Annotated in this window: 13 protein-coding genes; 2 read left to right on the plus strand and 11 right to left on the minus strand. The window is 62.3% G+C overall.

Going from position 1 to position 12,359, the window contains the following annotated elements; translation table 11 throughout:
• Nucleotides 1-48: 48 nt before the first annotated feature.
• The 10 genes from ASD02_RS14955 to ASD02_RS15005 all read right to left on the minus strand — a co-directional run bounded on the left by ASD02_RS14955 (nucleotide 49) and on the right by ASD02_RS15005 (nucleotide 9,252).
• Nucleotides 49-2,121, minus strand: coding sequence for an ASKHA domain-containing protein (locus ASD02_RS14955; protein ID WP_025427411.1), 2,073 nt, complete (start codon nucleotides 2,119-2,121; stop codon nucleotides 49-51).
• A gap of 161 nt (nucleotides 2,122-2,282) precedes the next feature.
• Nucleotides 2,283-2,630 (minus strand): hypothetical protein, encoded by a 348-nt coding sequence (locus tag ASD02_RS14960; protein ID WP_025427410.1) that lies wholly within the window; start codon nucleotides 2,628-2,630, stop codon nucleotides 2,283-2,285.
• A gap of 481 nt (nucleotides 2,631-3,111) precedes the next feature.
• On the minus strand, nucleotides 3,112-4,077 hold the full coding sequence (locus tag ASD02_RS14970) for a methyltetrahydrofolate cobalamin methyltransferase (protein WP_025427408.1): 966 nt from the start codon (nucleotides 4,075-4,077) through the stop codon (nucleotides 3,112-3,114).
• A gap of 99 nt (nucleotides 4,078-4,176) precedes the next feature.
• Entirely contained in the window at nucleotides 4,177-5,268 is a 1,092-nt protein-coding gene (locus ASD02_RS14975) for a methylenetetrahydrofolate reductase (protein WP_025427407.1), read from the minus strand.
• Nucleotides 5,265-5,873 (minus strand): methylenetetrahydrofolate reductase C-terminal domain-containing protein, encoded by a 609-nt coding sequence (locus ASD02_RS14980; RefSeq protein WP_057210906.1) that lies wholly within the window; start codon nucleotides 5,871-5,873, stop codon nucleotides 5,265-5,267. Before ASD02_RS14980 ends, ASD02_RS14975 begins: the two co-directional genes overlap by 4 nt.
• Entirely contained in the window at nucleotides 5,866-6,168 is a 303-nt protein-coding gene (locus tag ASD02_RS14985; protein ID WP_025427405.1) for a virulence factor, read from the minus strand. The genes ASD02_RS14980 and ASD02_RS14985 overlap by 8 nt, the downstream gene beginning before the upstream one ends.
• Nucleotides 6,169-6,427: 259 nt before the next feature.
• Nucleotides 6,428-7,231: a formyl transferase gene (locus ASD02_RS14990; RefSeq protein ID WP_025427404.1), complete on the minus strand. Its 804-nt coding sequence runs from the start codon at nucleotides 7,229-7,231 to the stop codon at nucleotides 6,428-6,430.
• A 197-nt stretch (nucleotides 7,232-7,428) separates the two neighbouring features.
• A complete protein-coding gene (locus tag ASD02_RS14995; RefSeq protein WP_025427403.1) occupies nucleotides 7,429-7,692 on the minus strand; it encodes a DUF1488 domain-containing protein in 264 nt (87 codons plus the stop codon).
• Between the two features lie 253 nt (nucleotides 7,693-7,945).
• The gene (locus tag ASD02_RS15000; protein WP_025427402.1) at nucleotides 7,946-8,254 is read right to left on the minus strand and encodes a hypothetical protein; all 309 of its coding nucleotides are present in this window, start codon (nucleotides 8,252-8,254) and stop codon (nucleotides 7,946-7,948) included.
• 377 nt (nucleotides 8,255-8,631) lie between these two features.
• Complete coding sequence (locus ASD02_RS15005) at nucleotides 8,632-9,252, minus strand: DUF1638 domain-containing protein (protein ID WP_025427401.1); 621 nt, start codon at nucleotides 9,250-9,252, stop codon at nucleotides 8,632-8,634.
• Nucleotides 9,253-9,291: 39 nt separating this feature from the next.
• Between ASD02_RS15005 and ASD02_RS15010 the strand changes: the two genes are divergently transcribed.
• Nucleotides 9,292-9,450 (plus strand): hypothetical protein, encoded by a 159-nt coding sequence (locus ASD02_RS15010; protein ID WP_057220803.1) that lies wholly within the window; start codon nucleotides 9,292-9,294, stop codon nucleotides 9,448-9,450.
• 206 nt (nucleotides 9,451-9,656) lie between these two features.
• Here ASD02_RS15010 and ASD02_RS15015 read toward each other — a convergent pair whose 3' ends face one another.
• Nucleotides 9,657-10,355 (minus strand): B12-binding domain-containing protein, encoded by a 699-nt coding sequence (locus ASD02_RS15015; RefSeq protein ID WP_025427399.1) that lies wholly within the window; start codon nucleotides 10,353-10,355, stop codon nucleotides 9,657-9,659.
• Nucleotides 10,356-10,685: 330 nt separating this feature from the next.
• Between ASD02_RS15015 and ASD02_RS15020 the strand changes: the two genes are divergently transcribed.
• Nucleotides 10,686-12,260, plus strand: a complete 1,575-nt coding sequence (locus tag ASD02_RS15020) for a trimethylamine methyltransferase family protein (RefSeq protein WP_025427398.1) — start codon at nucleotides 10,686-10,688, stop codon at nucleotides 12,258-12,260.
• Nucleotides 12,261-12,359 lie beyond the last annotated feature (99 nt).

Below are 12,359 nucleotides of genomic sequence, written 5' to 3' on the forward strand. Positions count from 1 at the left end.
GAAGACCATTCTAAAGGGCGCAGTGTGTCCGCTTGCTTCTTTTCGGCCCTACTCCCGGCTACGCCTCCGCCGTCTGCCGCCGCCCTCGCCATCATCTGCCGCCACCTTGCGCTCCGGCAGGGTGACGACTGCAGACAGTTTCGGGAAGGCGTCGACCTTGTTCGGCATTGCCATCGCGTTGATGAAATGCTCCTGAAATTTTGATTCAAGAGCGGTCTCTATCTTCTCGATTTTGCTGACGGTTTGCTCGATCTCGCGACGGTGGCCGCGGTTCAGGAGCGCCATCAGCGCGCCGGTGCCGGCGGCGTTGCCGACGGCCTTCACCTCGTCGAGGTCGCAGTCCGGGATCAGGCCCAGCACCATGGCGTATTTCGGATCGATGAAGGAACCGAAGGCCCCGGCAAAGCGGATGGTGTCGACATGGTCGATATCCAGCTTTTCCATCAGCAGCTTGATGCCGGCATAGAGCGCCGCCTTGGCGAGCTGGATGGCGCGGATATCGTTCTGCGTCACGGTGATGCGCTGCTGGCCCTCGTGCAGCAGGTAGGAGAAGGTGCGGCCGTTCGGGATGATGCGCGGGCTTTTCGCCGCCATCGCGCCATCGACGACGCCATCCTGCGAGATGATGCCTGAGAGATACATCTCCGCGACGATTTCGATGATCGCCGAGCCGCAGATGCCGGTGACGCCAACGGCGGCGGCCGCCTCGGCAAAGCCGTCCTCATCAGACCATTTGTCGACGCCGATGACGCGGAACCGCGGCTCGAGCGTCTCGGGATCAATGCGCACGCGCTCGATCGCGCCCGGTGCGGCACGCTGGCCGGAGGAGATTTCAGCCCCTTCGAAGGCCGGGCCGGTGGGCGAGGAGGCGGCAACGACGCGATCCTTGTTGCCGAGCACGATCTCGGCATTGGTGCCGACATCGACGAGCAGCATCATCTTGTCCTGCCGGTAAGGGCCTTCCGACAGCGTGGCGCCGGCGGCATCGGCGCCGACATGGCCGGCGATGCAGGGCAGCATGTAGAGCCGGGCGCCGCGGTTGACGTCGATGTCGATCTCGTGCGCCCAATATTGCAGCGCGCCGGAGACAGCGAGCGCAAACGGCGCCTGGCCGAGCTCGGTCGGGTCGATGCCAAGGAACAGGTGGTGCATGATCGGGTTGCCGACGAAGACCATGTCGAGGATGTCGTGGCGGTCGACCTCACCTTCGGCGCAGACCTTGCCGATCAGGCCGTTGACCGCCTCGCGCACCGCCTTGGTCATCGCCTCGCGGCCATCGGGATTCATCATCACATAGGAGACGCGGCTCATCAGATCCTCGCCGAAGCGGATCTGCGGGTTCGAGGTGCCCGAGGAGCCGACGATACGGCCGGAGAGCAGCGAGACGAGATGCATGGCGATCGTCGTCGAGCCGATGTCGCAGGCAACGCCATAGGCCTCGTTCTTGAGGCCCGGCCACAGGCCGACGATGAAGGGGCGTGAACTGTCCATGTCGCGGTGGATGGCGGCGGTCACGGCCCAATTGCCCTTGCGCAGGATGCCCTGGACCTGCGGAATCAGGTGCGGCGCGATCAGCAGGTCCTTCCAGCCCCAGTCCTTCTCCAGCATCACCTTCAGCCGGTCGAGATCGCCGAGCGGCTTGTGCATGTCGGGCTCATCGACCTCGACATAGCAAAGCTGGATGGCGGCGTTGCGCTCGATCACCCGGTCGCTTGCGGCCTTGCGCACCACCTGGGCGTTGATGACGGTATCCTGCGGCACGTCGATGACGAGATCGCCGAGAATCTGGGCGGAACAGGAAAGCCGGCGACCGTCAGGCAGTTCGCGCACGGAGGCGTAGCGCTGTTCCTTCGGGCCAACAGGCGAAATATGGTCGTTGGAGGAGACGATCTTGTGCTTGGCGAAGTTGCCTTCCTGCACCTCGATCTGACAGCGCCCGCAGGTGGCGCGGCCGCCGCAAACACTTTCGACATAGACCCCGAGCGAGCGGGCGGCATCGAGAACCGGCGTGCCGACCGGGAAGCGGCCGCGCTTGCCCGATGGCATGAACAGAACGAGGGGATCCTTGTGCGCGGCTTCGGTCATGTTGGTCTCGATTTCGGAAGTGCCTTCGATGCGCATTCTGTTCTGTCTTTCCTAAAGCCTGCTTCTGCCCGATGGACCGAGGCATGGGTAAACGTCTTCAGACTGCACCGGAATGCTGCCTGATAGTTGTCAGATCCCGACATGGAAAGATCTGCGAGCATCATTTCGTCAGGGTTGCGCTCGCGGGGCGTATCCGTTCATGACGTCTTGCGCGACAGGCGCCGGGCATTGACGCGCACGCGCTTGCCGTAGGGTTTAAGGGCGGCGGCAGCGATCGCCGTTCCACCCAGGCCAAGCGATGCGCCGCCGCCGGTCATCAGCCGCACCGCATTATCGAAACCGGTGCGCCACAGCGCCATGTTCACGGCCATGGCACTTTCCGCGGTGGCCGCGATCTTCTCGGAGACCATGCGGCTAAGCTCGGTCGGATCCTGCGTTTTCCCGGTCAGTGCCGCCAGTTGCATTTCGTGCAGCCGCAGCGCCATGACGAAAGGGGCTTCGAACCAGAGCGTGAAAGTGTCGAGGTGAAGTCGGCGCGTTGTCATCGATGATCCCTACTCTTGTGCTGCGACAGCGACGGTCGGATGCTTGACTATGGAGCCGTGGTCAGTTTCGCAGCTGCTATTGCCCAGACAAACGCCGCCGCCAGTGTCGTCGAGCTACCCCAGAAACAGACGTTCATGACCCGTTCCTGGGAACCAAAGTTGATCCTCCTCGTGACAACCGCAACGAAAGTGACGGCAAGCACCGCGAGGTTTGCGAACAGGACCGGCAGGACTTAAAGCGCGTCGCGATCTCCAGGATTCGCTTGCTGCGCTTTAAGTTCTTGTTTTTGCCCATGTCGTTATCGCAAAACCGCTGCGCACTTTTGCGCGACATGCCTTAGGTCCTGAGCGCACCGTAGAGCCTTTTGAACTCGCCCGCATCCTCAAAGAGCGCATATCTGACAAGGAGAGCCAAAGGACAACCAGGGCAACTCATGACCTGGTTGTCCTTTCGATGTGCAGTACGGCGCCGAGCAAAAGCCTATTCGCTCGCCGCAGCTCCGCCGGTGCGCGCGGCGCGCCCGCCGCGACGACCGCCGGAGGCTGCCGGTGCTGCGGCCGCCGCCACGGCATGGCCGCCTTCTGCCGGCTTGTGGTCGCGGTAGGTCCTGATCCAGTTGGTGCAGTTGGCGTCGGTGCCGTTCAGAACGTTTGCAGCGCGAACGGCCTCCATCTCCTGCGGACGGCAGGGGTTCATGATCGCGGACGTCATACCGGCGCCGATGACCATGGGGATGAAGCCGGCATTGATGCCGTGGCGATGCGGCAGGCCGAAGGAGATGTTGGAGAGGCCGCAGGTGGTGTTGACCTTCAGCTCTTCGCGCAGACGGCGCAGAAGCGCAAACACCTGCCGGCCGGCGTCGCCCAGGGCGCCGATCGGCATGACCAGCGGATCGACGACGATGTCGTGTGGCTTGATGCCATGATCCATGGCGCGCTCGACGATCTTCTTGGCAACGGCGAAGCGCACGTCCGGATCCATCGAAATGCCGGTTTCGTCGTTGGAGATGGCGACAACCGGCACGTCGTATTTCTTGCAGAGCGGCAGGATCGCTTCCAGCTTTTCCTCTTCGCCGGTGACGGAATTGACGAGCGGCCGGCCCTTGGCGACCTTCAACGCCGCCTCGATTGCCGCCGACACGGAGCTGTCAATCGACAGCGGCACGTCGACAAGGCCCTGGACGATTTCCAGCGTCTTGACCAGCAACGGCGGTTCGGTCTCGTTCGGGTTGACGGCGGTGACGCCGGCGTTGACGTCGAGCATCGTCGCACCGGCGGCGACCTGCTCCAGCGCGTCCTTGATGACGGTGTCGAAATTGCCTTCGATCATTTCCGCGGCCAGCTTCTTGCGGCCGGTCGGATTGATGCGCTCGCCGATGACGCAGAAGGGCTGGTCGAAGCCGATGATGATTTCGCGGGTGGCGGAAGCGACGATGGTACGGGTCATGTAAGATCCTTTGATCCTGTGGCGTCGGGTTTCGTTATCTCAACCGTTAAGCGATGGAGGCGGCCGGACGGGCCGGCACCGGTTTTGTCTGCGATTGCCTCAGTGGGGATGGTGGGCCGCGGCCTCGGCCATCTCCTGCTGGTTTTCTTCCTTGCCTTCGCGAATGTGCTCCATGCGGGAGGCGACAAGCGCATCGGTCGGCAGCGTTTCGTGTTTCCAGGGCTTGCGACCCTTCAACACGCCCGATTCATGCACGATCTCTGCGACATATTCTTCCTGGCGATAGGCCATGACGTGGACGCCGGAGACGCCTTCGATCTCCTTGACCTCGTTGATGATGTCGATGCAGAGCTGCTTACCTTCCTTTTTCTGATCCTGCGCACCTTCCAGCCGCGTGATGATGCTGTCGGGAATGTGGATGCCCGGCACGTTGGAGCGGATCCAGCGGGCGGTTTTCGCCGACGCCATCGGTCCGACGCCGACGAGGATGAAGCATTTTTCGTGCAGGCCGAGATCGCGCACCTTCTTCATGTATTCGCGGAACATCGGCACGTCGAAGCAGTACTGGCTCTGGACGAACTGCGCGCCGGCCTCGATCTTCTTGGCCAGCCGATAGGGGCGGAAGTCGTAGGGAGGCGCAAAGGGGTTGATGGCGGCGCCGAGAAACACCTGTGGCGGCGTCGTCAGCTTGCGGCCGGAGAGGAACTTGGAATTGTCGCGCATGATGCGCACGGTCTCGAGCAGCGACATGCAGTCGAGGTCGAACACCGGCTTGGCGCCCGGCTGGTCGCCGGCCTGCACGCCGTCGCCGGTCAGGCACATGACGTTCTGCACGCCCATGGCGGACGCGCCAAGCACGTCGCCCTGGATGGCGATGCGGTTCTTGTCGCGGCAGGCGATCTGCATGATCGGGGCATAGCCCATGCGCGTCAGCAGTGCGCAGATGCCGACAGATGACATGTGGCAGTTGGCGCCGGAGGCATCGACCGCATTGATGCCGTCGACCCAGCCATCGAAGATTGCGGCGCGCTCGTAGACGTCCTGCGGGTTGGCGCTGTCGGGCGGGTTGAGTTCGGCGGTGACGGCAAATTCGCCGCGACGCAAAACGCGCTCGAGCCGTCCGCGCGAGGAGTGGCCGGGCAGAGGATCGAGCGGCGCGCCGGGGTCGTATGGATTGTAATCGGGGCTCATGCCTGGTTCTCTTTTGCCTGGGCTTCGCGGCGGGCGGCGGCTTCCGCCGTCACCCGCAGCCACGACGAGGTCTCGCGCAGCGACTGGTTGACCGGCTTCTGCACGTTCATGATCGCATCGCCCTTCGTCATGTTCTGCGAACCTTTCCACGCCTGCACCCAGACGCAGGGCATATCCGGCTCGACCTCGCAATTGCCGTTGGCCCTGACGCCGCCGCAGGGGCCGTTGCGCAGCTGCTTCGGACAGTTCATCGGGCAGGACATGCCGGTCGACGACAGCGCGCACTGGCCGCACATGCGACAGTCGAAAAGAAAGCCTTTGACGTGGCGTTCGACGAAGGTCACCGGCCGCTCGACGCGGCCGTAGCCAATTGCGTTCCACAGCGGGTGCAACAGCAGGAAGAGATCGGCAAAGCGGTTGTAGAACCATTCGAGGAAGCGCGAATGGCGCACGGCCCAGAGGCGGACGGTATATTTGTGGCGCGAGCGGCGGCTCGGCGAAACGCCGGCGGGGGTATAGGCGCCGGTCGCGGCCTTGGCGGCAGGCGCGGCATTGCCCTTGACGATCTTCGCCTCCGCTGCACCTGCGAGCTTCGGCTCAGCCATTGTCGCGGCCTCCTGCTTTGACGAGGGCAACCAGGCGCTCGCGGTCATAGGCGGCTTCGAGCTCGGCGGCCGCACGGTCTGCTTCCGCTTCCAGTTCGTCGGAGACGGGTTCTGGCTCGGCCTTGCGCCATTCGGCGAGATAATCGTCGGTTTCGGCAGCGCCGGTGCGCATGGCGCACATGTCGATCGCCTCGGTGAAGCGCAGCGAAAGCTCGCGCTTGGCGGTCGTGCGGCCCTTCTTGATGATGACCTGGGCCGGGATGTCGCGCCAGTAGACGATTATGCGATCTGCCATCGGGTGTCGTTCTCCTCTTCCTGCGACAATGCTTATGTCCGGGCGCTGTGGCTCACCTCGCCACGACGTTGGATGTGTCCAAAAACGACGCCGGCGCAGAACGTCGAAGACCCCCGGCACTCTACGCGTTGCCGCAATGCGGGCAAGTCCACACTTCGGGATATCCATCGGTTGAGGAGTGTCAGAAATTTCAGGGCCTTAGGGCCTTCTGACGGCCACAGGCGGCGTGTCCTCATCGGCGAATCTGCGCCCGGTTTTCCTACCAGATGCCGCGCCGAATTCCATTCCAGAGCCATGTCCAGATCGGCGGGTGGTACCACTGTTGCGACGGGCCTGCGACATCGAGCGGTTGCAGCTTGCCCTTGAGGGCATCGTCGACGGCGGCAATGGCGATGCCGGTGGAGGCCGCCGTCTGCAGCAGCGGATAGGTATGCATCGTATCGCGGCGGTCGGGCGTCTGGCGCGACTGGTAGAGAATGCCGCCGGTATCGACGCCTTCGTCGACGAGATGCACGGTCGCGCCGAAATTGATGACATCGTCGTTGACCTGCGCCCAGTAGCCGCCCATCAGCCCGCGATAGCCCGGATTGATGCCGGCATGGAAGTTGACGACCGGGCAGGGGATCTGCGCCAGGGTATGGGCCTTCAACAGGCGGCAACTGATGAGAAAGACGACTTTTGGCGCGAGCTGCCGGATCTGCGACACAGCCTCAGCGTCGTTCACGGACGTGATCTGGCAAACCGGTACGCTCGGATCCGGCGCGCCCGATACACCGTAGTGCCTAAGGATGCCTTCCGCTCTCTTCCGGGTAAAGCGCTTGCCGAAGCGCGAGGCGATCATTGTCGCCAATTGCCCGATCGCTGTCGGCCACCCGAGCTTTCGCGCCCGCCGGCGCAGGAAGAGGCTCTTGGATTCCGGCTGCTCCTGGAGAACGACGATATCGTCAAAGCGTGCGGCGAGCGCATTGATCATGATCCAGGGATTTTCTCCGCCCGCCGTCACCACGACGACGCGGCTCGGCTGCCTGGCCGCGGTGTTGGTCTCATTGTCTGCGTCCGCCATGCCGGCCCCTGAAGCGTTGGTCGCAACAGATATGGCGGCTGGCGCGTTACCGGCGACTTAATGGCGGGTATTTGGGAAGCAGATGCCAGAAGTGGCATCGGGAGACGGTTTGGCCGAGGCTGGGGCATCGGACCCCGAGCGCGTCGCGACGAGCGTGTTCGTTCGATGGTGGCAGATAAGGCGCCGGCTTGTCCGGTCTAACGGAAGTCCGCGGCGGTCAGGACATAGATCGTCTTGCGACCGTGGGCATATGCTGCCTTTGCGACTTCGTAGATCTTGTTGCGTGCAGCGTCGAATGCCAGAAGGCAGGCCGCTTCTGTCGTCCGGGTCGGCGCGCCACGCGAGAGCGCCTCCGCCTCGACATAGAAGGGCACTTCGAACATGCCATCGTGGCCAAGGAAGCGAACAGCGTTCCTGGTATCGTCGAAGCTTCGGCTTTGGTTGGGGAAGCTTAGTGGCATCGTGTGATCCTTTTTAGCGATAAGCCAGCTCGGCCAGCGGTCGGCCGGGCGGACGAGTGAGGATGGGCGTTTGGCTCCGTGCCGCGCCATCACAAGATCCGGCCGAAGAGGATCGTGGTGATGACCACAAAGACCGCGACCGAAAGAGCAATCCAGGCAAACCGCGATAGTCGAAGAGATAGATCTGAGCCGGTATGTGGTATTTCATGATCGCCTCCCGTGGCTGATCTGTTTGGCCGGTTTGGCATGGTCGTTATAGGATATGTGCCGTTCTGAAGGCTCGCTCGGCCAATGCCATCCCATCCTTGCCGGCACTGACAATCAATTCGAGATTGCCTTCATCCGTTACACGCTCATGGGTTTCGCGGCTGCTGCGGATGCGATACTGGAGCGCATTGTCGCGGATCGGCAGCGTCGCAACGATGCGATACGTTTCTCCAGATATTGACTCTCTCGTCAGCGCCCCCTTGGAGCGGACAAGTTGGCCAACATGGAAGCGGTGGATCGGTAACGTGTCGCGCGGGCCGCGGATGATGCGTTTCGTGAAAGATAGAGCGTTCATAGTGGTCTCAGTCCTCCTCAAGCGTTGGTAAGAGTAATTCGGCTGCAACAGCCGCTCCGCATTTCGCGCTGGCGTAGACGGATCAAATGCTCGTTGCGATGGGCCGGCGGCTCGAGATCTGTTTCGAGACGCGTTGGCCGCAAGCACTGACGCCGAGCCTGCCTGTCTGTCGAGAATTTAGGGGATTGGGGCGGTTCGAAGTTCTGATACCGCGAAAGCCACATCGGCCAAATCAACTTGCCACAGCATAGCGCGTCGATTGAGTTTCAATTGAGGCGGGTTGTGTATGCTGCCAGATCCGAGCTCATCCTGTTGGCGAACTGAGCTTTCCCTCGGTCTTTTCTACCTGAGCTGGGCGCCACATACCTTCTGCGGGATCAGGCGCTCAGCAGTGATTTCGTCAGGTCGCCATAGCCGGTGAAGCGGTATTCGTATTCGAGGCCGAGGTAATCGGCGGCTTCTTTGGCCTTTGCCTGCAGCGCTTCGTCTTCCTGCTGCGAGAGGTAGACGAGCTTGCGGTAATGGCCAAAATACATATCCCGGAGTTCCGGATGGCGCTTGAGGCCGAGCGGCTCGATGACGAAGGCCTCGAACTGGCGGGCGAGGAAGTCGGTGAGGAAAAAGGCGGTCAGATCGTCGTCCCAGCGGCTGGCAAAGGCATCGTTGCCGGCGAAGAAGGAATAGCAGTGCGGGCCGGGAATGCGCTCGACGCATTCTTCTTCGCAGAGCCGGTCGAGGTGGCCCCCGGTGCCGCAATCGGCATAGGCGACGAAGATGCGCTCGAAGCCGGCTGCACGTGCCTTGGCAATCGCCTCCTTGACCCCCGGCGTGATCTTTTCCGGCGTGTTGTGCCAGATGGCGGGCAGACAGGAGAGGTCGACATGGTCGAGCCTGTTGGCCTGGCAGATGGCCAGAATTTCGCGCGCGATTGCGCCGCAACCGATGACGTGAACTTTTTCCGGTTGTGCGCGTTCTATTGTGCGCGATACGTTTTCCATCTCGATTCCACCCAGTGATCAACGTGAAGGAAGCTGGCCATGAAAACACAAACTGTTGCGACCGTCGGAGCCGTGCTCATCGCGCTTACGACGTTGAGCGCCTGCGGCAACACAATCCGCGGCATCGGTCAGGATACCGCAAACACCGTCAACGCGACACAGTCGGCCGGCAAGAAGGTGGCCAACGCCGCCAACTGAGCCGTGACCTGAAGCGCCGCGCGTCGAATTCGGCTGTGCCAGAGACGCTTTGATCCCCTGGTGTCCAGCCTGGTGTTCCGCGGCGGTCGCGACGTGGAACATCAGCAGACGCCGCGGTTGCGCAGCCCTCCGTTTTCATGCCAGCAAATGAAAAGCCGGCCGCAAGCGTCATTGCTGCGGCCGGCTTTCGTGTTCGTGAAGCGGGCTCAGCCGGCAGCGAGCAGGTTGTGCTTGCGCTTCATGAAGTCCTTGGCGGTTTCGACCGCGACTGCCGCGTCGCGGCAATAGGCGTCGGCGCCGACGGCCTTGCCGAATTCCTCGTTGAGCGGCGCGCCGCCGACGAGCACGACATAGTCGTCACGCAGTCCCTTTTCCTTCAGCGTGTCGATGACGACCTTCATGTAGGGCATGGTGGTGGTCAAAAGCGCCGACATGCCGAGGATGTCGGGCTGCTCGCGCTCGATCGCTTCCAGGTAGTTTTCGACCGGGTTGTTGATGCCGAGGTCGACGACATCGAAGCCGGCGCCTTCCATCATCATGCCGACGAGGTTCTTGCCGATGTCGTGAATGTCGCCCTTGACGGTGCCGATCACCATCTTGCCGAGCTTCGGCGCGCCGGTTTCGACGAGCAGCGGCCGCAGGATGAACATGCCTGCCTTCATCGCATTGGCCGACAGCAGAACTTCCGGCACGAACAGGATGCCGTCGCGGAAATCGACGCCGACGATCCGCATGCCTTCGACCAGTGCCTGGGTCAGGACGTCGTAGGGCGTCCAGCCACGCTTGAGCAGGATGTTGGTTCCGTCCTCGATCTCCTCCTTGAGGCCGTCATAGAGGTCGTCATGCATCTGCTGCACAAGTTCCTCGTCGGAAAGGTCCTCGAGAATGATTTCATCGTCTGCCATAGTAGGGTTCCTCGGTTCCTGGCACGGCCGGGCTAAAATCCGGACACGTTCAACAATCAATAGCGGTCGACGCGTAAAAATCTGTTTTCGAAAGCGACGTCGCATATGACAAAAAGCGACGGCAGGGCACCTTCTTTCGAGGCCTGTATATTCTTAACAAAAACAATATATTCGCGCCATGCGGTTTTTGGCCGGCGATGACGCAGGTCGCAGTGTTCGAGTTGCGCCACTTGTTGGCGCATTGAGACCCGTACAGTCCCTGCGGCTTGGTAGCATTAGGGCCAAATGGTGCTTGAAGGCGCACGAAATGCGCGGGAGAGGAATGAGTAAATGAGCGACGTGACAGAACAGGACGCGGTTGAGGGTGGCGGTCGCCGCTCGCGTGGCGAGGGACGGGGAGCAGCGGCGCGGCGTGCCTCGCGCACCGGCGGCGGCCCGGGGCCGTCTCTGCCCTATATCCAGCGCAAGATTCGCGAATACGAGGTTCTCGACGAGGAGGGTCTTGAGCTCATCGAGCGCAATGCCGATACGATCCTCGAGGAAATCGGCATCGAATTCCGCGACGACGCCGAAGCACTCGAACTGTGGAAACAGGCTGGTGCCGACGTGCGCGGCCAGCGCGTTCACTTTCCCAAGGGTCTTTGCCGCGAGCTTCTGAAAACGGCGCCGTCCGAATTTACCTGGCACGCCCGCAATCCCGCGCGCAGCGCCCAGGTCGGCGGCAAGGCGACGATCTTCGCACCGGTCTATGGCCCGCCCTTCGTGCGCGATCTCGAGGGTAACCGCCGTTACGCGACCATCGAGGATTTCCGCAACTTCGTGAAGCTCGCCTATATGGCGCCGTCGATGCATTCGTCCGGCGGCACGGTCTGCGAGCCGGTGGACATTCCGGTGAACAAGCGTCACCTCGACATGGTCTACAGCCACATCAAATATTCCGACAAGCCGTTCATGGGCTCGGTCACGGCACCCGAGCGCGCCGAAGACACGATCGCCATGGCGAAACTCGTTTTCGGCGACGAGTTCGTCGAGAACAATTGCGTCACGCTCAACCTGATCAACGCCAACTCGCCGATGGTCTTCGACGAGACCATGGTGGGCGCACTCAAGGTTTATGCCCGCCACAACCAGGCCTGTGTGCTTTCGCCGTTCATCCTGTCGGGCGCCATGAGCCCGGTCACTGTTGCCGGCACGCTGACGCAGATTCTCGCCGAAGTGCTGGCCGGTGCCTCGTTCACCCAGCTGATCCGCAAGGGCGCGCCGGTGCTGTTCGGCACCTTTGCCGCCTCGATCTCGATGCAGTCGGGCGCGCCGACCTTCGGCACGCCGGAGCCGTCGCTGGTTTCCTATGGCGCGGCACAGCTTGCCCGCCGCTTGAAGCTGCCGTTCCGCACCGGCGGTTCACTCTGCGGCTCGAAGGTTCCGGACGCTCAAGCCGCGCATGAATCGGCCAATACGCTGAACATGACGCTGCTTGCCGGCACCAACTTCGTGCTGCATGCGGCCGGCTGGCTCGAGGGGGGTCTCGTCTCGTCCTACGAGAAGTTCATGATCGACCAGGACCAGCTCGGCATGATGCAGAAGATGGCCGAAGGCATCGACCTCTCGGAAGACGCGCAGGCGCTCGACGCCATCCGCGAAGTCGGTCCGGGCAGTCACTACCTCGGCTGCGCCCACACCCAGGCCAATTTCCAGACCGCCTTCTACCGTTCGCCGCTCGCCGACAACAATTCCTACGAACAGTGGGAAGTGGAAGGCGAAAAGCGCATCGAGCAGCGCGCCAATGCGCTGGCCCGCAGCTGGCTGGAGCACTACGAGGCGCCTTACCTCGATCCTGATATTGACGAGGCGCTCAAGGCCTTTATCGCCGAGCGCAAGGACTCGATGCCCGACGCTTTCACCTGAAAGGGTCCCGAGCGAGCCAGGGAGCAAGGCGGCGCGGCGCAGGTGGCTGACATGATCCAGAAGGAAGTCTGGCGCCCGCATTACGATCTACAGGGGCCG

The sequence above is a fragment of the Ensifer sp. Root1252 genome (assembly GCF_001425885.1).
In the GTDB taxonomy this organism is placed as follows: domain Bacteria; phylum Pseudomonadota; class Alphaproteobacteria; order Rhizobiales; family Rhizobiaceae; genus Ensifer; species Ensifer canadensis.